The 24904-nt window shown below is 37.5% G+C and carries 25 protein-coding genes; all 25 read right to left on the reverse strand.

Going from position 1 to position 24904, the window contains the following annotated elements; genetic code table 11:
- Positions 1–11 precede the first annotated feature (11 nt).
- The gene (locus tag IGJ27_RS06930; RefSeq protein WP_178305914.1) at positions 12–1133 is read right to left on the reverse strand and encodes a Nif3-like dinuclear metal center hexameric protein; all 1122 of its coding nucleotides are present in this window, start codon (positions 1131–1133) and stop codon (positions 12–14) included.
- Complete coding sequence (locus IGJ27_RS06935; protein WP_010719043.1) at positions 1133–1831, reverse strand: tRNA (adenine(22)-N(1))-methyltransferase; 699 nt, start codon at positions 1829–1831, stop codon at positions 1133–1135. Before IGJ27_RS06935 ends, IGJ27_RS06930 begins: the two co-directional genes overlap by 1 nt.
- Positions 1832–1947: 116 nt before the next feature.
- Complete coding sequence (locus IGJ27_RS06940; RefSeq protein ID WP_081127516.1) at positions 1948–2382, reverse strand: LptM family lipoprotein; 435 nt, start codon at positions 2380–2382, stop codon at positions 1948–1950.
- 481 nt (positions 2383–2863) lie between these two features.
- Positions 2864–3790, reverse strand: a complete 927-nt coding sequence (gene dnaI, locus IGJ27_RS06945; RefSeq protein ID WP_081127514.1) for a primosomal protein DnaI — start codon at positions 3788–3790, stop codon at positions 2864–2866.
- Complete coding sequence (locus tag IGJ27_RS06950; protein ID WP_081127513.1) at positions 3790–5178, reverse strand: replication initiation and membrane attachment family protein; 1389 nt, start codon at positions 5176–5178, stop codon at positions 3790–3792. The genes dnaI and IGJ27_RS06950 overlap by 1 nt, the downstream gene beginning before the upstream one ends.
- Positions 5179–5218: 40 nt before the next feature.
- Positions 5219–5737 carry a transcriptional regulator NrdR gene (nrdR, locus tag IGJ27_RS06955; protein ID WP_178305913.1) on the reverse strand — a complete coding sequence of 173 codons (519 nt, stop codon included), beginning with the start codon at positions 5735–5737 and terminating at the stop codon, positions 5219–5221.
- A 443-nt stretch (positions 5738–6180) separates the two neighbouring features.
- Positions 6181–6513: a CsbD family protein gene (locus IGJ27_RS06960; protein ID WP_178305912.1), complete on the reverse strand. Its 333-nt coding sequence runs from the start codon at positions 6511–6513 to the stop codon at positions 6181–6183.
- Positions 6514–6565: 52 nt separating this feature from the next.
- Positions 6566–7201, reverse strand: a complete 636-nt coding sequence (gene coaE / locus IGJ27_RS06965) for a dephospho-CoA kinase (RefSeq protein ID WP_081127510.1) — start codon at positions 7199–7201, stop codon at positions 6566–6568.
- Complete coding sequence (gene mutM, locus IGJ27_RS06970; RefSeq protein ID WP_081127508.1) at positions 7165–8001, reverse strand: DNA-formamidopyrimidine glycosylase; 837 nt, start codon at positions 7999–8001, stop codon at positions 7165–7167. Before mutM ends, coaE begins: the two co-directional genes overlap by 37 nt.
- 69 nt (positions 8002–8070) lie before the next feature.
- Positions 8071–10716, reverse strand: a complete 2646-nt coding sequence (gene polA, locus IGJ27_RS06975; RefSeq protein ID WP_010719035.1) for a DNA polymerase I — start codon at positions 10714–10716, stop codon at positions 8071–8073.
- Positions 10717–10882: 166 nt separating this feature from the next.
- Positions 10883–11566, reverse strand: coding sequence for a Bax inhibitor-1/YccA family protein (locus IGJ27_RS06980; protein WP_010737680.1), 684 nt, complete (start codon positions 11564–11566; stop codon positions 10883–10885).
- Positions 11559–12044, reverse strand: a complete 486-nt coding sequence (locus tag IGJ27_RS06985; RefSeq protein WP_053766813.1) for a MaoC/PaaZ C-terminal domain-containing protein — start codon at positions 12042–12044, stop codon at positions 11559–11561. The genes IGJ27_RS06980 and IGJ27_RS06985 overlap by 8 nt, the downstream gene beginning before the upstream one ends.
- Before the next feature lie 225 nt (positions 12045–12269).
- Positions 12270–13604, reverse strand: coding sequence for a UDP-N-acetylmuramate--L-alanine ligase (gene murC / locus IGJ27_RS06990; RefSeq protein ID WP_010719032.1), 1335 nt, complete (start codon positions 13602–13604; stop codon positions 12270–12272).
- Positions 13605–13785: 181 nt separating this feature from the next.
- Positions 13786–14541 carry a YdcF family protein gene (locus tag IGJ27_RS06995; protein WP_010737683.1) on the reverse strand — a complete coding sequence of 252 codons (756 nt, stop codon included), beginning with the start codon at positions 14539–14541 and terminating at the stop codon, positions 13786–13788.
- A 27-nt stretch (positions 14542–14568) separates the two neighbouring features.
- Positions 14569–15054 carry a SprT family protein gene (locus IGJ27_RS07000; protein ID WP_034698181.1) on the reverse strand — a complete coding sequence of 162 codons (486 nt, stop codon included), beginning with the start codon at positions 15052–15054 and terminating at the stop codon, positions 14569–14571.
- Position 15055: 1 nt separating this feature from the next.
- Positions 15056–17239 (reverse strand): Tex family protein, encoded by a 2184-nt coding sequence (locus IGJ27_RS07005; protein ID WP_010737685.1) that lies wholly within the window; start codon positions 17237–17239, stop codon positions 15056–15058.
- A 225-nt stretch (positions 17240–17464) separates the two neighbouring features.
- On the reverse strand, positions 17465–18196 hold the full coding sequence (locus IGJ27_RS07010; protein ID WP_010719028.1) for a metallophosphoesterase family protein: 732 nt from the start codon (positions 18194–18196) through the stop codon (positions 17465–17467).
- A 230-nt stretch (positions 18197–18426) separates the two neighbouring features.
- Positions 18427–19368 (reverse strand): oxygen-dependent tRNA uridine(34) hydroxylase TrhO, encoded by a 942-nt coding sequence (gene trhO / locus IGJ27_RS07015; RefSeq protein ID WP_010719027.1) that lies wholly within the window; start codon positions 19366–19368, stop codon positions 18427–18429.
- 302 nt (positions 19369–19670) lie between these two features.
- Positions 19671–20042, reverse strand: coding sequence for a VOC family protein (locus IGJ27_RS07020; RefSeq protein WP_010719026.1), 372 nt, complete (start codon positions 20040–20042; stop codon positions 19671–19673).
- 238 nt (positions 20043–20280) lie between these two features.
- Entirely contained in the window at positions 20281–21672 is a 1392-nt protein-coding gene (locus tag IGJ27_RS07025; protein WP_010719025.1) for an L-cystine transporter, read from the reverse strand.
- 215 nt (positions 21673–21887) lie between these two features.
- Positions 21888–22283 (reverse strand): DUF1149 family protein, encoded by a 396-nt coding sequence (locus IGJ27_RS07030; protein ID WP_010719024.1) that lies wholly within the window; start codon positions 22281–22283, stop codon positions 21888–21890.
- A gap of 50 nt (positions 22284–22333) precedes the next feature.
- A complete protein-coding gene (locus IGJ27_RS07035) occupies positions 22334–22957 on the reverse strand; it encodes an HAD-IA family hydrolase (protein ID WP_178306409.1) in 624 nt (207 codons plus the stop codon).
- Between the two features lie 54 nt (positions 22958–23011).
- On the reverse strand, positions 23012–23680 hold the full coding sequence (locus IGJ27_RS07040; RefSeq protein WP_010719022.1) for a 2,3-bisphosphoglycerate-dependent phosphoglycerate mutase: 669 nt from the start codon (positions 23678–23680) through the stop codon (positions 23012–23014).
- Positions 23681–23689: 9 nt separating this feature from the next.
- Positions 23690–24127, reverse strand: a complete 438-nt coding sequence (locus IGJ27_RS07045) for a hypothetical protein (RefSeq protein ID WP_034698189.1) — start codon at positions 24125–24127, stop codon at positions 23690–23692.
- A gap of 54 nt (positions 24128–24181) precedes the next feature.
- Positions 24182–24853, reverse strand: coding sequence for a hypothetical protein (locus IGJ27_RS07050; RefSeq protein WP_010737691.1), 672 nt, complete (start codon positions 24851–24853; stop codon positions 24182–24184).
- Positions 24854–24904 lie beyond the last annotated feature (51 nt).

Below are 24904 nucleotides of genomic sequence, written 5' to 3' on the forward strand. Positions count from 1 at the left end.
ACAGCTCTCCTTTAGTTAAATTGAAATGGGTTCGTATCCGTTTCTGAAACAAAGAAATCAACGGTCCAATTTTCTTCTTGTTTCCATTTCTCAAATTTTTCGACAAACTTTTCTTTACATAAAGATTCAATATAATGACCTGGATCAATCGCAATCAAGCCTGCACTTTGCATATCTTGAGCTGTGTGGTAATAGATATCTCCAGTAATATAAACATCCGCTTTTTGAGCTAATGCATAAGGATAGAACTTTTCGCCACTACCACCACAAATGGCGATTCTTTTAACAGTGCTCTTTGTATGAGTTGGACGAACAACTCGTAGCCCTTCTAATTGGAAGACTTCTTTTACTTTAGATACAAAGGTATCTAAATCAAGCGCTTCTGGTAATTCTCCGATTCGACCGATCCCCCAGGTTTGAGTCGGTTCGTCAATTGAAAACAAATCAAATGCTACTTCTTCATAAGGATGGACACGATACATAGCTGATAACACTTTTTCCTCACGGTCTTCAGGAAAAATCACTTCCACTTTAGCTTCTTCTACCTTTTCTAGTTGGCCCTTTTTACCAATTGCGGGATGTGCCTGTTCATTCGGTCGAAAACGACCTTCGCCAATACTGGTAAAACTTGTATAATCGTAATGACCTTGTTCACCCGCACCAGCCTCAGCTAAAGCCTTACGTAATTTGTCAGCGTCTTCGATCGGTACATAAACAGCTAGTTTTTTGTAATGCCTTGTATGTGTCTTTAACAAATAATTTTCGACATTGATTCCTAACGCTTCACAAAACCAATCATTCAATCCATCCTCGATAATATCCATATTGGTATGTGCTGCATAGACAGCAATATCATGTTTTAATAAATCAGCATACATTTTTTCTTGTGGATGATCCGTTGTTAATCGTTTAATTGGTCGAAAAATGGGAGGATGTTTGGCAATTAACAAATCAACCTTTTTTTCGATAGCTTCTTGCACAACTTCTGGACGAACATCTAATGTCATCATTATGCGTTGAATCGGTTTATTTAATGTTCCGAGGTGTAGCCCCACAGGATCTCCTTCTTCAGCCAACCATTGAGGACAATATTCTTCAAATTTGCGAATAAATTCATTACCGTTGATCACCATTAAGCTAAAACCTCCTCGATCATCTGAATTTCTTTTTTTATCGCTTCAACACGTTCTTCTTGGTTCTGTGCTTGTGCCAATTGTTTTAAAATCGCTTGTCTTTGTTTTAATTCTCTTTGCCATTTCTTTTGGAAGACCACTGTTTTTCCTTGCAATAAAAATGGACCAAACAGAATCTCTTCCTCATTATAGATATGCTTCGTCGGTGTTTTTTCAGCTACAATGATTTCATAGATTTTTTTGTTTTCCTCTAAAATCTCTTCTGCAATGATTTGATAGTGATTATCTTGCAACCATTTTCTCACTGCTTGCTCGCCAATATTTGGTTGGAGAATCAAACGCTCCTTCCCTGTTAAACGATGTTGTTTGGCGCCTGCTTCTAAAATATCTCGAATCAAAGCCCCACCCATACCAGCAATCGTGATCGCATTGATCTGATCTGTTGGCTCAATCGCATCTAATCCGTTAGCTAAACGAACAACGATCCGCTTTTCTAAACCATTTTTCTGTACTTGTTTTTTTGCTGACTCATAAGGGCCTTTCACCACTTCGCCAGCTACAGCAAATTCAATTTTATCCTTTAACATTAATGCAACTGGCAAGTAAGCGTGGTCAGAGCCAATATCTGCTAAAAACGCTCCTGTTGGGACATGTTCTCCCACTAATGCTAAGCGTTTCGATAAATCTAAGTGGTTCATACCTTCACTCCTTCCCCCTCATTATAACATTTTCCCTATAAATGAAGGAGATTTGAAAAAGAAAAATTTCAAATCTCCTGATGAGCTATTTGCTTTTACGAAACGTTTAACACTGACTATTCAATAACTCTTACCTCAACGATCGAATTACCAGGAATTTGCGGAGGGATTGACATTGTCATAATTGGTTTTTCTTTTAAAGTAAACTTGATCTCGTCACCTTTTTGAAAAGATTCCTTACCTCCGACTAATTGATCATTCAAAACATTTAGTGTTACACCATCATTATCAAAAGAGGTTCCAATATTCTCGGGGTCTTCGATTTCATCTACATTGACCACTTTGATTTGAATGGTATCATCGACTGAATCATCAATACTTTCAATTTCACCCTTAAAAATACTTTGTCCTTCGTTAGAAGAATCCTTCGCTTTAGTCGTTGTTTCCGCACTAATCGAATCGATCGATGCCTCATTTTTATCTCCATTACCACAACCTGTTAGCGAAAAAAGTAACCCTGTCGCCAACAAACAAGAAAAAATCACTTTCATATCTTTATCCTCCGGCTAATTATTTACATTACTTCAATTGATGATCGTTCTTTGACTTTTTATTTAGTTGACGATAAATCAATACATTCTGTTTTTAGTCGTTCAATTTTGTTTTTGATACTTGTTCATCAGAAATTTATGGTTGTCTTTTTTCGTTACCATGATGACTATTGATCAGGCATAAGCTTCTGTAATCATCACTCTATCCAGTATGACACCACTTTTGTAGCTTGTTACGATCAATAAAAGTGGCGTTAAGTATGAATTCAGATACACTTTCATCTCAAATTATGAGTTTCTTGAATAACTAAGTGAACATCGAGAGTCATTGAAAAGAGAATTATTTGCATTGCTTATTTTCCTACCCATCAAAGCAATAGGCAGGAAATAGGGCAATAACTAATTCAGCAAAAGGCTTTCTCAATCACATATTCTAATCCTACTAAGGCTAAAATTATGACTTCTATGCTTTCTCTTTTCGCTAGCCATTTCTTCGATTGCGTCCAGTCATTTCAATTTCTTTCGTCAAGTAACGGATTCGTTCCATGATTCGTTTGGCTTTCAATGGTTCTTCATCTCCACGCTGCGTCACAGCAAGATGTTGTTCCAATTCATTCATTGTAAAATTAGATGAGAAAAAGGTTGGCAGTTGCTCTTGCATTCGATATTGCAAAATCACACCAAAGACTTCATCTCTGATCCAACTACTCATTGCATCGGCGCCAATGTCATCCATCATTAAAATGGGTGAACGTTTGACCGCATCTAGTTTTTCTGCGACTTGATCTTTTCCAATCGCTTGTTTCATTTCAACAGCAAAAGTCGGAAAATGGACAAGTGTAGTTGTAAAGCCTTTAATGGCTAGTTCTCTGGCAGTCGCCCCTAAAAGATAGGTCTTTCCTATTCCAAAGCTGCCAACTAAATAAAGTCCTTTGTGATATTCTTTGGGACTTGCACTATAATTTTCCACAAAGTCTAGTGCTTCAAAACTTGCATAGCTCCGTCCATCGGTACGCTCAAAATTATTGAAAGAAGCATCTTGGATATCTTTTGGCATATCGACAGCTTTGATCCGGTTCCTAATTTCTTCTTGTCTTTTCTTCGCCAATAAGGCTTCTGTTGGAACATAAGTCACATCGACATAATGAAAATTCAAGGTTAGCTTGGGCTCATAGCCAGGAGCGATCATCGTAGGATCATTTTTTTGGTATTTTCGTTTTTCTTGGACAAATTCATATAGTTTTGCATAACTTTTTTCGATATCTGCTTGTGTTAATTCATCTTTGTGATCCGCCAAAAAGGCTTGCACATCTGGATCGTTGAGGACTTCTTCGATCATTTCAGCAAATTTTTGTTGATAATTTCGCTGGCTGATGATCCGCTTTAATTCTTTTCCTACATCTTCCATTAGCTATCTCCCTCCTTCTTGGCAAAATATTCTTTGAATCGTCGTTCGATCTCCGCTTTTTTCTCACTACTGATTTTTTTCTCTTCTTTTGGCTGGTTGACCCAATCTGGTAGTTTCTCACGACGAACGTTTCGACGATTAGTTGAATAATTCTGGTTCGTATTTTTAGTATTTTGTTTGCCTTTGCTATTGGTTTTCCGAATATGTTCAATGGCTTCTTCTGGGGTCATGATCTTTTTTTGTGCCCATTCGTTAGCGATCGTGTTGACAAAGCTTGCGGTTAAGCTAGGACGATCTTTGATTACTAAGACATAATTGATCAGGATATTGATCAAACTATTCGACAATCCCGATTGTGAAACTAAATCCTGTAAAAGCCAAGTTTCTTGTTTTGAGACATAGCCGCCTTTTGCTTGTTTCAGTGCCTCTAAGTATTTCATTGGCGGAATGCTTTTGGCTTCGTTCACTAACTGTAGTGTCGCATTTGTCAGAGCAGTTGCTTCCTTAGGTGTCTCATTCTGATTGGCAGAGGTTGCTTCTTCTTTTTGATTAGTCAATGTATTTGTTCGCTTCGTCTGTTGGTTCACCAATACGATGCGTTGAAGCTCTTTGACAGATACTGTCTGCTCAGAAAAATCATACGCTTGTACGACCCATTCACCTAATGTCAACTCATCCACGCCATAAAGTAAATGATACATTGTTAACTGTTCCTTCAATGATTCATCTAGATTCATGATATGTTTTTTTGCCAACCAATCTGTCAAAAAGCGCCAATCAAGAGTGGATTGTTCCATGGACTTCCCCAGATCAGTTGATTTGGTTGTAAATGACTGTTGGTTTTCCTCGAGTTTCTCTTGATCTGCAGCATATGTTTTTTCATTAAAGTGATATACTTCTAAAAATTTCTTCGTGATCTTTTGATAATCATTCGTCGAAAAATGTTCCGGCTGAAACAGTTGGATCAACTGATCAAAACGCCGTTGACCGACTTTTTCTAATAGCAGAAAAGACAATAATGTATCTTTAAAAAATGCTAACGGTTCAATTGGCTCAAGTAACTCATAAATAAAACATCCCCCTAAGCTAGGGTCTTCTTTGAAAAAAACTTCTAAAAGTCCGATCCCTTCTAGTTTTTTTCGTGCTTCATAAAGCTGAGGAATACCACAATTCAAGCTACTTAACAGATCAGCATGTAATCCTTCCGGTCCAACGCCTTTTTGTAAAGGAATTTCTGATAGTAAGGTAAAATACAAACTCAAAGCTTCACTGCCGATTAATGGCTGGTAGAGATAAAGTAATGAGGATTTCCCTTCTTCTCTTAGCGGATAGCTTTTTCTTCCTTGGTAGATATTTTTAGGTTGAAGCTCTTTCCATGCGTTATCCAAGGAATTTGGCCTCCTTTTATGACTTGATTTTATTTCTGATTTATTCGTTGTTTTCTTTATGATTCTCTTTATGATTCTCTTTATGATTCTCTTTATTATTTTCTTTTGCTTTATCAACGATGTCTTGTAATTCTTTTAAAAACACCGACATATCTTTAAATTGACGATAAACACTGGCAAAACGGATATAAGCAATCTCATCTAAATTGACCAGATCTTCCATCACGTATTCTCCGATCAACGTCGTCGATACTTCATTTTCACCAAGACTTCGCACCCGATTTTCAACATGATTTACGATTTGCTCCATTTGTTCCATCGCAACTGGTCTTTTTTCTGCTGAACGGATTAATCCTCTTAAAATCTTGTCACGATTAAATTCTTCCCGTTCCCCATTTTTTTTGATCACTAATAAAGGTGCTGCTTCAATTCTTTCAAATGTTGTAAAACGAAAAGAACAGTTTTCGCACTCTCGTCTTCGACGAATTGCTCGACCATCATCCGCTTGTCGACTATCAATCACTCGGGAATTGTTATGTTGACATCTAGGACATCTCATTATTTTCACCTCTTAATCTGAAATTTTTCTGATATACATTCATTTAATATATTGAATCAATTTATATAGTATTGATTCAACGAACATTCAAAGGATAAATTTTCACTCGATAATAGTTACGTAAATAATTACGTATGAAACAATATTTTTATGATTCACTCCTGCTTTTCATAAAAAAAGTTTCACACATGTAACTAGTTGTATTATAACATGAAACAATTCTTACAGGCGACTCTCCTGTATAAAAAACCTCGTTAGAAGAACCTTTTTTTCAATCGATTGATCGAAATTGTTCCAAAGCAAAACAATTAGGCTTGACTTTCGAGAAAACTGCATGTAAAACAGTGCTTCTTAAAAACTTCTTTCAGGTGCATACTTCAAAAAAACAGAGAGTGAGACAAAACTTGTCTCACTCTCTGTTTCAACAGTCTAAGTTATACCCATTAAAGTTTTTCTTCAATCCCTGTATAATGTTTCATTCGTTGTTCATCGATTTTTTGTTGTTCAGGAATATGATCGGATTCTGGTAAAGGTGTTTTTTTGTGTGTTGGATCATCTTTTTTTCGTTCTTGTGTCAGATTTTGCTCCTTGGCTTCTTTTTCTGCTTGTTGGTCTTCTAATTCATCGACTCTGGCTTTGTAGCGTTCATCATTTTCTTTTGCAGCTTCTGATTGTGCCCGTCCTTCATCTACCAGTTCATCTTTATTCAAGATCTCTCCTAGTTTTTCTTTTGCAGAACCGACTACTTTATCTTTTTGATTTTTAAAAGTCCCCATACCAATCCCCCTCTTTTCTTTATATTCAGCATAGCAAACTATCTAAATATACTCAAAGAAATCGATTGTTGAAGTCCGAGAGCCAACGTTCGATTTGACAAGTCAGTTCATCCTTACTACCGGAATTGTCAAAAACGATATCTGCTAATTTTTTCTTTTCTTCAATCGGCATCTGGCTTTGTATTCTTTTCTTTGCTTCGTCCAGTGTCAATTGATTTCTTTTCATCAAACGTTGCAATTGAATTTCTTCTGGAAGGTAAACGACTGCTACAGCATCCATTTCCTGTTCATAATGACCTTCAAATAATAAAGGGATATCAACGACAACTAAAGGATAATTTGCTTTTTGTTGCTTAATCTGTTCCGTAATCGCTTGACGGATAAATGGGTCTAATAAGCGATCAAGTTTTTGTCTTTGTTCTGTCGAATCGAAAATAATCTTGGCTAAAGCTACTCGATCAAGCGTGCCATCTTCTTGAAGGATTTCTTCCCCAAATTCTTGAACGATTGCCGCCAATCCGAGAGTCTGAGGTTGGACGACTTCACGGGCGATGATATCTCCATCGATCATCGGGATTTGGTGACGGCTAAAAACAGCTGCTGCAGTGCTTTTCCCAGTAGCAATTCCACCAGTTAAGCCTAAGACATAGCCTACTTGCTGATTTTTAGTCTTTGGCAATTTGGACAATAGTGCGTCCCCCTTTGCGCTACTTTTGTTTTGACGATCGGTGTATGACAACGAACACATGGCTGACCAGTCTGGCCATATACATGTAAAGCCACTTGAAAGTTACCTGACTCACCTAACGCATTGAGATAACTCCTGATCGTCGTTCCGCCAGCCTCGATTGCCCGAGACAACACGTCAATAATTGCTTTTCGTAACAACTCTGCTTCTTTGGGCTTCAATGTATCCGCTGGCTGTTCTGGATGGATCTTCGCTTCCCAAAGCGCTTCATCCACATAGATATTTCCTAGGCCTGTTACTAACTTTTGATCCAATAATAATGGTTTGATTGCTTTATGGGATTTTTGTAGACCTAAACGAAAGCCGTCCAGTAAGAATGCATCTGGTGACGGTTCGGGACCGAGTTTCATGATGCCTTTGTATGCATCACTCGCTCCTTTTTCAACTAATGTCATTCGTCCAAATTTACGTACATCATGGTATCGGAGTTGGCTACCATCTTCAAAGAAAAAAATGACATGCGTGTGTTTATCGATCGGTTCATTTTTTTCAACAAATTGGTATTTTCCTTCCATACGTAAATGTGAGATCAATTCATAATGAGTCAAACGAAAAATTAAAAACTTGCCTCTTCGATCAATAGCCAGAATCTCTTCGCCAACTAACGAAGCTTCAAAGATTGCTGTTTCTGGTTGTTCAATGATTCTTGGCCATAAGACTTGGATTTTTTGGATTTTCTTTCCAACGACTAAACGAGACAAGCCTTTTCGTACAGTTTCTACTTCTGGTAATTCTGGCATGTTTTCACCTTCGACTTATTTGCTTTTTTATCTATTTATTGAGCAGATCGGTTCAATAGTGGCAATCAGCTATTTCGCTTCATACCACGTCTTCCCCCAACTACTATCTGTAATCAATGGTACGTGTAAGGACACGGCATGTTCCATGACTTCACTTACTAATTTGTCTAATCGTTCTAATTCTGTTTCTGGCACTTCAAAAACCAATTCATCGTGTACTTGTAACAACATGGTTGCTGATAGTTTTTCTTCTTTTAAGCGTTTATCCAACTCGATCATCGCGATTTTAAGAATATCAGCGGCACTTCCTTGGATTGGGGTATTGATTGCTGTTCTTTCAGCAAAAGAACGTATATTATAATTTCGTGAATTGATATCAGGCAAATAACGTCTGCGATGGTAAAGAGTTTCGACAAATCCTTGTTCCTTCGCTTCACGAACGATACGTTCCATATATTCTTTGACTCCAGGATATTTTTCAAAATACGTATCAATATACTGTTGTGCTGCTTTTCTTGTAATCCCAAGGTTTTGTGATAAACCATAGTCAGAGATGCCATAAACGATCCCAAAATTGACTGCTTTTGCTTGACGACGCATATTTGGTGTAACATCTTCTGCTTTTTCAATCCCGAAAACACGCATAGCAGTACTTGCATGGATATCTTGTCCTTCAAGAAAGGCTGCTTTTAAATGTTCATCATTCGAGATATGAGCTAAGACACGCAATTCGATTTGTGAATAGTCAGATGAATAAATCAACCAGTCTTTTTCTCTAGGCACAAACGCTTGGCGAATCTTTCGCCCTTCATCTAAGCGGATAGGAATATTCTGTAAATTAGGATCTACTGAACTTAAACGCCCTGTTTGAGTCAATGTTTGAACATATCTGGTATGGACTTTTCCATCGGATTGAATGACTTTTAACAAACCTTCTACATAAGTTGACTGGATCTTGGCGATTTGGCGATACGTCAAGATGTCATCCACGATTGGGGCTTGTTCTCTTAATTGTTCTAAAACATCGACCGCAGTGGAATAGCCTGTCTTCGTTTTCTTGATCACCGGTAACCCCATTTTTTCAAATAAAATAACCCCTAATTGTTTTGGTGAGTTTAAATTGAAGGATTCACCAGCCTCTTGATAGATTGTTTCCTCAATCTCTTTCAATCGATTGGAGAATTCGATTTTCATTTCTTGTAAACGAGAAGCATCAACTTTGATACCAGTGATTTCCATTTCAGCTAAGATGATTGAAAGGGGTAGTTCCATCTCACGGAACAAGGCCATTTGGTTTTTTTCTGTTAATTCTTGACTTAACTTAGGTGTTAAAACATTAATGGCAGATACTTTTCTGGCAAGGTGGGCAAAAAATACTTCTTCCTCTTCCGGTAATCCTTTTTTTGCCCCTTTTCCATAAATTGCTTCATCTGACTGCACTTCATGATAGCCATAATGGGCAGCGATTCCTTCAATATCCGTACTTTTCTCATTTGTATCAAGCAAGTAGGCACCAAGCAAGACATCAAAATCGATCCCTTTTGTTTTCGTGGCATAACGATTTAAAGCCACATAAGTCCGTTTGGCATCATAGACTTTTTTCAACCGTGTTGGATCAGCTAGCCAAGCACAAAAAGCTTCGTTCTCAAATAACGCTAGATCATTCGTAACATAAATTTTTTGTTTCGTCCCCCAAGCTACACCCACGATATCTTCTGTATGGTAATTGTCTCCCATCATCTCCACATATAAAGCCATGTCAGTCGTGAACATGTCCTCATGGTATTCATGGACTACTTCAAATAGGATATCTTCAAGTTCTACTTCTTCCTCAACAAGGTCCAGCTTTGCCAGAAATTGTTTAAATTCCATTTCTTTATAAAATGGCACCAATTTCTCTAAGTTTTTCCCTTCATATTTTAATGAATCAATTGAGACTTCAACTGGCGCATCTGTATTGATCGTCGCTAATTGTTTGGATAAGAAAGCTTGTTCTTTATCATTGATCAAATTTTCTTTCATTTTGCTTTGTTTCATTTCATCAATATGCTCATAGATCCCTTCAACGGATCCATATTGTTTTAACAATTTGATTGCTGTTTTTTCGCCGATTTTCGTCACACCAGGAATATTGTCTGAAGCGTCTCCTGCCAAACCTTTCATATCAATGATTTGATTTGGCGTCAACCCATCATATTTTTCAGCCACATGTTCAGGTGTGTAACTTTCGATATCACTCACACCTTTCACCGTAATGTCTACTTTGATTTCATTACTAGCTAATTGAGTCAGATCTCGATCACCAGATAAAACAACGACATCAAATTCTTCTTTATTGACTTTTTCGGCTAATGTCCCAATGATGTCATCCGCTTCATAATTAGGTAATTCATAGTATTGGACACCTAGTCCTGTGAGTAATTCACGAATGTAAGGCATCTGTTCTTTAAATTCTCCAGGAGTTTTTGAACGGCCACCTTTGTATTCTGCATACATCTCGGTTCTAAATGTCGTCTTTCCTGCATCGAATGCAACTAATACATGAGTAGGTTGCTCTTTTTGCATCACATTTTCAAACATCGTGTTAAAAGCATAGATCGCATTTGTATGCAACCCATTTCTATTTTTAAACCGTTCTAATGAATTGTGTAAAGCAAAAAATGCGCGAAAAGCAACACTATTTCCATCTACAAGTAATAATTTATTTTTTGTCATCTGCCTAACTCCTTACTGTAAAGTTCTTATTTATTCTAACAAAGAATACTGAGGAAAGCGAAAAGAAAAACGCAAATTAACCACTTTACTGGACAAAAAAGAGTGAAAAGACTCAATGCTTTTCACTCTCATAATTATTGTTCAACTGAACGATCCATTCAATCGCTTAATTGTTACGTCCGAAAATTCTTAAGAATGCTAAGAACAAGTTGATAAAATCAAGGTATAGTTGCAATGCCAAGAAAACGGCGATTCCACTGTGTGCTGTCCCATTTGATTCTATATAGATTGACCGGATCTTTTGGTTGTCATATGCGGTAATTCCTGCGAAGATCACGACTAAAAGAAGAGAAATAAACAACTCTACAGCGCTACTTCGTAAGATAAAGACATTTAAGACCATGGCAATAATGACACCAATCAATGCGGCCATTCCGGCACGGCCGACACCTGTCAAATCTTTTTTAGTAACCAAGCCTACAACGGACATCCCTAAAAACATTCCAGTTGCTGTAATAAACGCTCTGGTAATGCTACCGATATCATACATCGCTAATGTGACAGCTAACGTCAGTCCATTCAAGAGCGAATACGCAATAAAACCACCAATAGCTAAACTTGGGTTTTTAGCTGCTTTAACGCCCAATACAACTACTAAAATCAACTCTACGATCCAGAGACCCATAAAGCCTAATGGGAAATTATTGATGAACGAGAAAACTTGTTGAGGATATACTTGTAATGCGAGATAAGAGATAATCGCACTTAATGCTAGACCTCCTCCTAGATAACCATAGACCTTAGCATAGAAGCGATTCAGTCCTGTTGAAATAGTACCTTGATTATTCATATGTTTCACCTTCACTTTCAAGAGTAATCTCTAATTCTGGTTCGACCGGTGGCTGAACCATCACTACTGCATCCAATACCCGATTTTCTTCGCTATTGTTTGCTTCGACAGAGATTGTCACGACATTTTTCATTTTGTCTACTTTGATAATATCAAACTGAAAAGTCAATGTTTGATAATGGAAAACTGGCTCAATAAAATTGACAGAAAAATTGACTACATGAGACCCAGGACCTGGCAAATGTTTTGAAATTGCACTGGTGATGATGCCCATCAACATGACAGAAGGCACAATCGGTTGTTGGTATTCCGTGTGTTTCGCAAAATCATGTTGGATGTAGAGTGGATTCGCATCATTTGTTAGTCCTAAATACAATAACAACTGATTGTCTTCAATCGATTCAGTTAAAGACAACGAGTCCCCTTCCTCCAGTTCATTGATGGTTTTTCCTAATTTACGTGGTTTACTTATGTTCAAGTTAGTAACCCTCCAGTTTATATATTGATCACTTCTTATTGTATCAAAACAGTCCAAAAAGGCAAGTTACACTGATTAAAACAAGAAAATATTAACGAAACTGAAAGAAGACAGCGATGTTGATTCCTCTTTTGAAAACCAGAAAAATCAAAAAATCTCTACCTGTTAAGTTTCATTCTTTAACAGATAGAGACTGCTTTACAATCGACTACTTAAAAAAATAGATTACAATACATTCTTTGTCGTACTACTTAATAATTTTTCATACGCTTGTTCAAATTTTTGAACGTCCCCTGCACCCATAAAGATAATGACAGCATCGTGGAAATCAAGTAAAGGAGAAACATTGTCTTCTTTGATCACTTGACCACCTTTTTTGATTTTATTGCCAAGATCTTCAATTTTGACATCGCCCTGTTCTTCTCGAGCAGAGCCAAATATATCACATAGGTAAACTTTATCTGCAAGATCTAGTGCTTCTGCAAACTCATCCATCAAAGCAATTGTGCGGGTAAATGTATGAGGTTGGAAAACTGCAATGATTTCTTTATCAGGGTACTTTTGTCGAGCCCCATCGATTGTTGCTTTGATTTCAGCTGGATGATGAGCATAATCATCTACAACTGTCATATCAGCTACGATTTTTTCGCTGAAGCGACGTTTTACACCGGGGAATGTTAACAATTCTTTCGCTACTTCTTCTTGGTCTAGTTTTTCAAAATAAGCAACTGCGATCACGCCTAATGCGTTTAATATATTATGTTTGCCAAAAGCAGGAACAGTGAAATGTCCCACAAATTCATCTTTGTGGTAAACATCGAAAGCTGACCCCGTCGTTGTGCGTTCGATATTCCGAGCTTGGATATCATCGTCTTCAGAAACACCATAATAATAGATCGGAACATCTGCTTCTAATTTTCTTAAGTAAGCATCATCTCCATAGGCAAAGATCGCTTTTTTCACTTGATTTGCCATTGATTGAAATGCGGTAAACACATCGTCAATACTTGTATAATAATCTGGATGATCAAAATCAATATTTGTCATGATAACATAATCAGGCGAATATGCTAAGAAATGGCGACGATATTCACAAGCTTCAAATGCAAAAAATTCTGCTTCGGGATCGCCATGTCCTGTGCCATCACCAATTAAATAACTTGTTGGACGAATGCCAGTCAACATATGTGAAAGTAATCCTGTCGTACTCGTTTTACCATGTGAACCAGTCACTGCAATACTCGTGTAGTTTTGGATAAAGTCGCCAATAAAGTCATGATAACGAACAACTTCTAATCCCAACTCTTTCGCTCTTTGAATCTCCTCATGCGTATCTGGGAAAGCATTACCAGCAATGATCGTCATTCCAGGTTGAACATTCTCTGCATCAAAAGGCAAAATTTTGATATTTGCTTTTTCTAAATCCCTTTGTGTAAAGAAATATTTTTCGATATCTGATCCTTGTACTGGTAACCCTTGCTCGTGTAGGACAAGTGCCAATGAGCTCATTCCTGATCCTTTAATACCAACAAAATGGTATAATTTATTTTGATTTTCCATTTGAATCCTCTTCTCTTAAATATCATCCATTATTTTGTTTTCTATTACAACACGTTCCTCATTATCATATAAACCTAAAAAAATTTCAACCAAATATATTTGAAGAGGTTACTTACTTGAAAAATCGTTCAAATTTAAAAACTGGCTAACGCTCTCGTTTGGTCTACTAGGGATGATTTTCTCATGAACGCAAGAAAGTTCCTGAAACAGAAGAACGGATCCGTTGATAGGCTGACCAAACTTTTTGTGGGATGTCCACATGATTCATATAATTTTTCCCATTGGGTCCATAGCCCTGCTCATCATCCTTCAAACGAACCATTTCTCCTAAAACTAACGCATAGAAATAATCTTTCGACCATTGATCGTTCAACTCTGGCTGAGAAAAATGTAACTCTTCCGCTAGTTCAATTAATTGGGGAACAAATGGGACATAGTTACACCATTCTACTCCTGTGCCTTTCCAGACCTTCTCAAAAGTTGCTCTGGTACGTCGCTGTAATGTTGGATCATTCATAAGAAAAATCCGTTCAGGTAGAGCGCCCTTTTTTTGAAGGATCGTCAAGGCATGTTGTGCATTTTCCCCAGAGTTCGTCGAGGTTGTTTCTAAAATGAATCTTTCAGTTGGAATGTGGTATTTTTCTGTTAAGTAACGAAAACACATCTCACTTTCACTGAGTCCATCCTCAAATAAAACCCCTTGCTTTGCAAAATTTTGGCGAAGCACCTTAGTAGCATGTCCGATTCCTCCGACTAGAAAGATTTGCTGCACTTGTCCTTGCAAATACAGTTCAGCTGCCTTATCAGCAAGAATCGGTAAGCCATTGCCTGCTAGAATCACTATTGGTGCCGAATCATTTGTTCTTTGATCACTTGCATCAGCCAAAAAAGATAGCAAACAATTCCAATCTTTCAATTGTTCCCCTTGATTCGTCATGAGCTTCTTTCTCCTTTTTAAGATTTTTTACTTACTGGAAAGCTGTTCATTTGGCATTTTATCCAGTGTTTCCTTCCAAATCAAATGCCCTCGACATTTCCCGCAAACATAGCGTTTGGTATCGATTTTTCGTTTGCGGTAAATATCGGTTGTACAACTAGCACACTGATACCATTCAATTTTAGTCGTTTTCTTAGCAGAAAGAGCAGGAGCGTATCTTAAACCACCCGTTTTTTTTAGTAAAGCCTTAAAATCAGCATCTCGATGACGATAACCTTTATTAGCTAAATGCAAATGATAATGACATAATTCATGTTTAATGATTGCAACTTTTGTCGCTTCATCCACTTCTTGAAACATCTTCCAATTAAAATCTAAATGATGGTCGTTTAAGTGATAACGTCCCCCTGTAGATCGCAAACGAGAATTGAATTTTGCTTGATGCTTAAAGGGCAATGAAAAACTATCTAGCGAGATTTTTTCAACGAGTTGCTGCAATTCGATTTCTGTCACTTTATTTCGCCTCATAAGGGGAAAGCATCGTTAAACTGATTCTTCCTTTATTGACATCAACAGCTTCAATCCAAACTGTTACAACATCGCCTACAGAAACGACATCAGTAGGATGTTTAACAAATTTTTTACTTAATTTAGAAAGATGAACTAATCCGTCTTGCTTTACACCGATATCAACAAACGCACCAAAGTCAATTACATTCCGTACAGTCCCTTTCAACTCCATCCCTGGTTTCAAATCTTCCATACTTAAAACATCTGAACGCAAGAGTGGGGCTGGCATTTCATCCCGCATATCTCTACCAGGTCGGGTTAACCCTTCAAGAATATCAGCTAACGTTTCTTCTCCTACAGATAATGTTTTGGATAAATGAGTGGAAGAAAGTTGAGATAGGGTTTCGATTGCTTCTTTTTTACCTAATGCTTTCTCTGATAACCCGTTGCTTTTTAGAATTTCTTTTGCAATTGGATAGCTTTCCGGGTGAATGCCTGTATTATCAAGAATGTTTTTCCCACCTGGTACACGGATAAACCCGATCGCTTGCTCATAAGCCTTTGGTCCTAAGCGAGGAACTTTTTTCAATTGCGCTCGCGTCTCAAACGCACCATTTTCTTCTCGATAAGTCACAATATTTTGAGCAGTTGTTTTATTCAAACCAGAGATGTGTTGCAATAATTGAGGGCTTGCAGTATTAACATCCACACCCACTTGATTGACCACAGTTTCTACTACAAAATCTAATTGTTCCGCTAAACGTTTTTGAGAAACATCATGTTGGTATTGTCCAACTCCTACAGCTTTAGGGTCAATCTTCACTAATTCAGCTAATGGATCTTGCAAACGTCGAGCGATCGACACTGCACTTCGCTCTTCCACTTGGAGGTCAGGAAATTCTTTGCGGGCAATATCACTTGCAGAATAAACAGAAGCTCCCGCCTCATTCACGATCGCATAGTACGCTTTATGATCAGCTGATTTTAATTGTTCAGCAACAAATTGTTCTGATTCACGGCTAGCAGTACCATTTCCTATTGCGACCATATCTACTTGGTATTGGTTGATCAATTGAACAAAAGCAGGTCCTGCAGCTTCACGTTTCGCTTGAGAAGCAGGTTTATGCGGATAGATGACTTCAATTGCCAAAACTTTACCTGTCGCATCTACTACAGCTAACTTACATCCTGTACGATAGGCTGGATCGAATCCTAAAACGACTTTTCCTTTTAAAGGAGGTTGTAACAAGAGATTACGGAGATTTTCTCCAAAGATCGCAATTGCTTGCTCATCAGCTTTTTCAGTTAATTCATTGCGCACTTCCCGCTCAATCGCAGGTTGAATAAATCGTTTGTAACTATCTTGATAAGCATTCCTAACAAACATAGTTGCGGGAGAAGCTGGGTTATTGATCAATTGCCGCTCCAGATAAGACAAAATAGGTTCCTCTTCCACTTGGAGTCCGACTTTCAAAATGCCTTCTTTTTCACCACGATTCGTCGCTAAAATGCGATGAGAGACGATTTTATGAATGGGTTCGGCATAATCATAATACATTTCATATACCGCTTTTTCATCTAGCTCCTTCTTTTTAACGACACTGACATAAGAACCTTTATTGTAGGTATAGGAGCGTACCCACGTTCTGTAAGTTGCATTATCACTGACTTCTTCAGCAATGATTTCGTGAGCGCCTTGCAATACTTCCTCGACCGTATGAACTTCTTTTTCATCATTGAGGTATTTTTTTGCTTCTGCATAGACATCTTCATTGGGCAATTGGCGAAGCCACTGGGCAAAAGGCTCTAATCCTTTTTCTTTTGCGATCGTCGCTTTCGTTCTGCGTTTTTGTTTATAAGGACGATACAAGTCTTCTACTTGTTGCATTTTAACTGCTAAAGTAATGTCTTTTTTCAATTCTGGCGTTAGCTTACCTTGTTCATCGATTAAACGAATCACTTCTTGTTTTCGTTTCTCTAAGTTTTCTAAATAAGCATAGCGCTCTTCAATTTCTCGAATTTGTACCTCATCTAAGCTACCGGTCATTTCTTTTCGGTAACGTGCAATAAATGGGACAGTATTTCCTTCGTTCAATAAATTCAATACGGTGGTAAGTTGTTTTGAATGATACATCGTTAGTTCTTTTTGAACTAACTGGACAATTGTTTGATTTAAATTCTCTGCCATCAATATACTCCCTTTTTAAGTTAAAGCCATTTTCATTATTCCCTGTTTCTAAATAAAAATGGTGGATTTTCTCACATACTTATTTATTTTATCATATTTGATAACAGTACTTATAGCAGCTCTTAGCAAAACAAATCAATCACACTAAAAATCCCCTATAATAGTTGAGGAATTTGAGTTTCCTCAATACTTTTATAAGGAATCATGTACTGTTATCCTGATCCATTAATTTCCTTGCCACGGTCCTTCAGTGTTTTGATACTCAATGTCTTGAACGATACCAGTTTCATCAAAAACCACACCATGCATCGATCCACCGAAGACTGCTCCACCGTCAATTCCGATTTTCTTATCGTGAATCCATAAATCTGTCGTTTCCATATCTCCGTGTAGCATAGGGGTAATGGTATGACCAAAAACGATTGTTTTTCCTGTATTATTTTTACCTTCATGGAAAGGTTCGCGGATCCAGATGAAATCATGAGGGTTTGTATCATGCCAATCTTTTTTAGTTAAGTCAACCCCTGCATGGACAAAGAGATAATTATGCCATTCGTAATAAAGCGGCCGCTCACATAAAAAATCAATCAGTTCGCCATATCGTGAGCGAATCATCAACGCAATCTCTGTGGGCGAATACTCTTCAGTTGACCCAGGATGTAAAAGACTGTCAAATGTTTCTTTGCCACCATTCCGTAAATAGGGCTCATACCAGTCTTCAGGACTTTGGAGGAACTGCAAAAAGTACTCTTCGTGGTTTCCTCGAAGATAAATCGCGTTATTTTCTTTGACTAGTTGCATACCTAGTAAAAAACATTCTTTCGTGTTAGGGCCTCTATCATTCAAATCCCCCATCAATACTAATTGATGATTTAATGGATCAAATTCGTTGACCAATTTTTTAAAGAGATCGTATTTTCCATGAACATCGCCAATCGCATACACCCACTTTTTCATGATGAAACTCTCCCTTTCCATTGTAGTATAACGTATCTTTCGCATAGATTTACACTTATCGAAAAGTTTTTTCCCTTTCCTATACTGATTTTCTCAATAAAAAGAAAAAAAGACAAGCCAAAAATAAAGATAGCAAAGGAATTCCCTTATTCACTCAGCGCTCAACTAGTGCTAGGTGATTGGAGAACAGCTTCTCCTGCTATGTTTATTTTTCAGCTTGTCACTAAATGCTAGTTAAAAAAAGCAGCTAATTTTTCTTCTACTTCTTTTTCAGACAGTTGATGCTCTTTGATGTAGCGGTTTTGTGGATGTTTTGCGCATTCGATCGAACAAGAACCTAAATGTTTTTCTTCATTTTCAACAGAAGTCAACATCTGACGATTGCATTCAGGATTGCCACAATTGATGTAGCGTTCGCAAGGCGTACCGTCGAACCAATCTTTGCCTACGATTCGTTTATCCACTTGATTGATATCAACTGCAATACGTTCATCGAACACATACATCTTACCATCCCACAATTCTCCTTGAACTTCAGGGTCTTTTCCATAAGTCGCGATCCCGCCGTGTAGTTGACCAACATCTTTGAAGCCTTCACGGACTAACCAACCCGAAAATTTTTCGCAACGAATCCCACCAGTACAATAAGTAACCACTCGTTTTTCCATAAATTCTTCTTTATGATCACGGATCCATTTAGGGAGTTCCCTAAAGCTTCTAATATCAGGACGAACAGCCCCACGAAAATGTCCTAGATCATACTCGTAATCATTTCTGGCATCAATGACAACAGTATCTTCATCTAAAATTGCCTCTTTGAATTCTTTTGGTGAGAGATAATCTCCTGTCAATTCGTGAGGATCGATATCGTCTTCTAATTTCAAAGAAACAAGTTCTGGTCGTGCACGAACAAACATTTTCTTAAATGCGTGGCCTTCACTTGGATCAATTTTAAAAAATGTATCAGCAAAACGCTCGTCTTGATGCATCATCGCCATATATTTTTCAGTTTCTTCGATCGTTCCAGACAATGTGCCGTTGATTCCCTCTTTGGCAACTAAGATTCTTCCTTTTAAATTCAACGATTTACAAAAGGCTAAATGTTCCTTCGCAAATTGCTCTGGGTCTTCAATGGTTGTGTAGTTGTAATAAAGTAATACTTGGTAATCCATGTTTTCTTTCCTTCCTTCTCTTCTCTCCAGAATAGTATAAAAAAAGTAAGGTTCGTTTGACGATATTTATGCTTGTGTATTAATGTTCAAACTCTTCAGTTAACATAATATAATTATCGTTTTTTTAATTTAGGCAAACTTTACTACATAAAAGATGGAATAAGATGACCTCGACGATGGAATGACCATTTACATAAACTAGGTTCTACCAAGTGAAAAACACCCACTCTACTAGTCGCTAAACATGACCTGTTTAACTACTAGTAGAATGAGTGTCTGAAGACTACCTTCAAATCATTTTTTTATTTCCCTGTTACTGCAAAATAATTACCATCAGGATCGGCAAAATTAAATACATATTCTTCACCTAACTGGACTAATTCGCCTAATACCGTACCTTGTGCTTGCATTTTCTTATATAAATCAAAAATATCATCGCTATAAAACATCAAGGATGGGGAACTTCCAGCAACTTCTGGGGAATGTTGTTCAATGAATTCCCGATCGTATAAGACAAGTGAAGTAGTCGCCTTCTCTGATTGGGCGATTTCTACAACCAGTGTGCCATCCATTTCTTGACGATCTAATTCTTTGAATCCAACCGCAGTCCAAAAATCAACGTTTTTTTTCACATCATCCACATATAACATGATTTTCATTTCATTGGTAAACATGTAAATCCTCCTACATTTCTTCGTTTTAGAAGTCATAAGCTTAACTATTTTAGCATACGGAGATCGGAAAAGCTATCTTCACTCCATCTTTATACTCTTATACTTGCCCTTATTGTCATAGTTTTTGGAGTGGATGGAATCTCGTTTTCACTTTTCGGAATAAAATAGATTCCCTGTATCAATCGCTCATAAAAAAACAGATCCCGTCTCAAAGACGAAATCTGTTTTTGGCTTATAACTAAGCATTGACATCAATGACTTTTGAATCATCTTTGATTGCTTCACGATCCAAGTCCTTAATTCTAGCACTTGTGACAATCCCGGCAACCATACTGCCACTGACGTTCGTTGCTGTTCGAGCCATATCAATCAATGGTTCTACTGAGATAACTAAGCCAACGATGGCAACTGGCAAATTCATCGCCCCTAAGACGATCAATGAAGCAAACGTTGCGCCACCACCAACACCGGCTACACCAAATGAGCTGATCGTGACGATTGCAACTAACATCAAGATAAAGCCAATACTAAAAACATCAATTCCAGCAGCTGGAGCAACGATCGTGGCTAGCATCGCTGGATACACACCTGCACAGCCGTTTTGCCCAATTGATAAACCAAAGCTGGCTGAAAAATTCGCTGTTGCTTCATCCACACCTAACGCTTTGGTCTGTGTTTCGATATTCAATGGCAATGCCCCTGCACTAGAACGTGAAGTAAAAGCAAAGCTCAATACTGGAAAAGCTTTTTTAAAGTAGTCAAACGGATTGACTTTCACTGAAAGCAAGATCAATGAATGAACAATCAAGACTGCTAGTAAAGCAACATATGAAGCAAGTACGAATTTTCCTAAATTGATAATGGCAACAAAATCACTAGTAGCCATCACATTCGTCATCAACGCAAAGACGCCATATGGAGTCAAACGTAAAACTAAGGTAACGATACGCATAACGATTTTATATAAACTATCAATCAAATTGGCAAAAAATTCTGCTTCTTTCGGTGCTTTTCTTTTGACTCCTAGATAAGCAATCCCGACAAATGCAGCAAAAATCACAACACCGATCGTACTTGTTGCACGTGTACCAGCTAGATCAGCAAAAACATTTTTAGGGATGAATGATAATATTTGTTGCGGAATCGTTAATCCTTGGATACTCTCTTGGCGAGTGGCTAATTCCGAGATTCGAGCTGTTTCTGCTGCGCCCTCGGTAAACTTTGCTCCTTGAAGACCAAATAATATGGTTGTACCGATTCCAATCAATGCAGCAATTGCTGTTGTTGCAAGCAGTGAGGTTAATACTGTTGCACTGATTTTACCTAATTTTTCAGAAACTTTCATTTTTGTAAATGCGCCAACGATCGAGACGAATACTAATGGCATAATCAGCATTTGTAAGAAGCCGACATAGCCTTCACCTACGATATTGATCCATTCCATTGATTGACTGATGACTTGGTTATCTACTCCAAAAATCAATTGTAATAAGCCACCAAATACGATTCCGATAGCTAGAGCTGTATAAACCCTTGTTGAAAATTTTGCATGGCGCTTTTGCATGCGATAGAAAACATATAATAATACCGCAAAAACTAGAACCACTAAAACTGTGATGAGTGTTGTCATTTTACTCCTCCTCTAATTTTTAATGACAAGTCCATCTAAGGAAGTAAAGGTTCCCGAAAATGATTCTTCAATCATTTTCCTGAAAATATTTTTTTCAGCGACTCGTTCATTCTAGACTATTTATGTAAAAAATACATTCGTTTTGCTTACAATTAGTAATAGAAAAAAACCAGTAGTGATAGCCTTTGACTATCACTACTGGTTTTAAGCACGTTTTATGCTTCGTTTTCTTCTTTTTCAGATTGAAAATTTAGTTTCACGCCTGGTTGATCCAATGCAATCTCAGTTATTTCATAGGCCATTCGTTTGACGATGTCAAATAATGGCGCAACTAGCTCATCCACTTCTTCTTGTGTGACATCATTTTGTCCTTCAATCTTTCGATTAAGGATATGGTTAATTTGACTCACGCTTCCTGATAAAACATATGTATCAAAGACTAAGCGAAATTCTAAACGTGCCCCTACGATACTGTGTTCTTTCGGATAGTTCTCAATCGTCTCTTTCAGAGGAGAAAATCCTACTTTTAAATCTGTTTCAACTTCTTGATCAGGCCTTTTAAAATCATAGTGAAATGCCTCTACTACTTCTTTTTGTCTTTTGATTTCCATTTGATCACTCCTTATTCAAATTATAACATACCTCACTTTGAAAGAGGATACTATTTTATTGCTTTCTCCTTGATATCAAGGATTTTTAATAGTTCATCTACAACATAATCGGCAGGAATATCTTGTAAAAAATGATCAATATCATACAAACAAGTCAAGACTCCTGCATTCTTACCAGCTTCTATATCTAAACGACGATCACCAATCATGATCGTTTCCGACTTTTTCAATTGATGTCTTTGGATCAAATCATTTAATGAGTCGGGCGCTGGCTTACGAGGAAAATTCCGATCAATCCCAATGACTTCTTCAATTAAATCAGCTAGATCAAACTGCTCAAGTAATCCCCATGTTGAGGTTGAGAGTCGATGGGTCAAAATAAAATGCTTTGCACCTTGGCTTTTCAATAATCGTAACACTTCTTGGGTGCCTGCAAAAGGCTTGGAAATTTTCTGACTCGCTGCTTCATAACGATGAAACAAGGGTGTAAATTGTTCTTCTGGTAATTGGTATTCTTTGATTAGTTGACGGGTGGAAAATTTCTTCATGATCGGATAAATCGTTTCTTGATCCGCTAAGATACCTAACGCAGCCATTGCTTGAAGCGCTCCATCGACCATGGCTGGATAAGTATCAAATAATGTTCCATCAAAATCCCAAACATAATTTTTTATCATCGTAACTTCTTTCCTTTAAATCTATTCATATTCCCACAAAACATGTCCCTCTTATAACAATTCTTTTCCGAGGATTTCTAACTCTTTATTTAAAGTGTATTGGATCGGTTGCGCATTCGGGATATCAATCGTATCCAACTGATTTTCTGGTACATCTTCTAAGTATTTCGTTAACGCACGTAAGCTATTCCCATGTCCAACCACTAAGACATTTTTACCAGCTAATAAGTGTGGTGCAAGTTCATCTTGCCATAAAGGAACCACGCGCTCAACTGTCATCTCTAAGCTTTCACCATGGGAGAGCAAACGTGGATCTAAAGAATCATAGCGTCGATCAAAATGGTTTTCTGATACGAGTGGCGGAACTTCTCGATAGCCACGACGCCATTTTTTGACTTGTTCTTCGCCATATTCTTTTTTCATCTCCGTTTTATTTTTACCAACTAATGCCCCATAATGTCGTTCATTTAACCGCCAAGTTTTTTGGACGGGAAGATACAATTGATTCATTTCTTCTAAAGCTAACTGTGACGTTTTGATTGCTCTTTTTAGTACAGATGTATAAACGATATCAAAAACCAGTCCTTGCTCATTCATTTTTCGTCCAGCTTCCGTTGCTTGTTGCATCCCCTTTTCAGTTAGCGCAACATCTAACCAGCCAGTCCAATAATTTTGAAAATTGGCTTCACTTTCACCATGTCGTAATAAGACTAACTTCATCCTCTTCACCTAGACTTTCGTTTCAAATTGGGTACCGCATTTTTGACAAGTCACTCGAATTCGTCCTTTACCTCGTGGCGCTCTTTGCTTTTGGTGACAAGTAGGACAAGAAAAAAACGTGTACTCCATCACTTTCTTTGAATTTTTTGGCTTTCTCAACTGAGAAAACCATAATTTTATTTGATTCGATTTTTCGATGAATTTCCGATTTTCATTTATTCTTACATAGATTTTCTTTGATAACAATCGAAATACGATCAGACCGAGTAATCCCCAAAATAAGAAATAACCGATTGAAAAAGGAAGTAAAAATTGAAACAGACGAAAGAATAGTGCCAGAATCAACAATACTCGGTTCAACGAATCAAATGTTGCATAACGTCCTTGCATCACTTGGTTGTATTTTCTTTTGTATTCAATCAAGCGTCTTAACCAAATTTGTGCCATCGTAACTCCTCCTGTTGCTCTTATTATGGCAAAAAAAAGCAAAAAGAAAAAGCTTTAATTCGCTTTTTCCATTGTTAATTGATGAAGTGCATTCCGATTCTTCATAAAGTCAATCACGATGACTTTCTTTTCCTGCGCTCTTTGGACGACACGAAATGTATCCGCTAACGGTAACGTGAGCTTTCTAGAAGGCACTTCCTTCAAGCGAACAAATCGGCGAATCAGCGTTAAGAATTGTGTTAATTGAATCGATGTATGAACTAAATCAGGATATTTTTTTAATAATTGAGTTGTCTTTAATAAATGGCGTTTTTTACCAATTTCACTTAAAAAACTTTTTAAGATTTTTTGTTGCCGTTGAAAAATTGAAAACGAATCTTTCTCATCAATTTTATAACGCATTTGTCTTTGAAGTTCACTGACCGTTAACTGTATCAACTGGCCGTTCTCCTTGATTATCAAGCCATTTGGAAATAGCTCTGTTACTGCCTGATCCCAACTTGTCAATGAAAGCTCAAGGTAATCTTTCACAGGTAAATCAAGTTCTCTATTAAAAAAGAGCAAAAGTGCAGTTAACCCTTCTGATTGATAGATTTCTCCTAGTGTTTGACCTTCTAAATGAAACTCTGGCGAAAAATGCAACAAAGTTTTCCCCTTGTTTAACTGAACATAAAGAAAGGTCGAACGGTTGATGACTTGATCCTTTAGCACCACTAAAAAATTCATTTTTCTCCCCCTTTATCATTTTTAACATAGCATATTTTTAAAAAGTTGTCT

Source organism: Enterococcus sp. DIV1726a (genome assembly GCF_051710985.1).
Classification (GTDB): Bacteria; Bacillota; Bacilli; order Lactobacillales; family Enterococcaceae; genus Enterococcus_B; species Enterococcus_B hirae.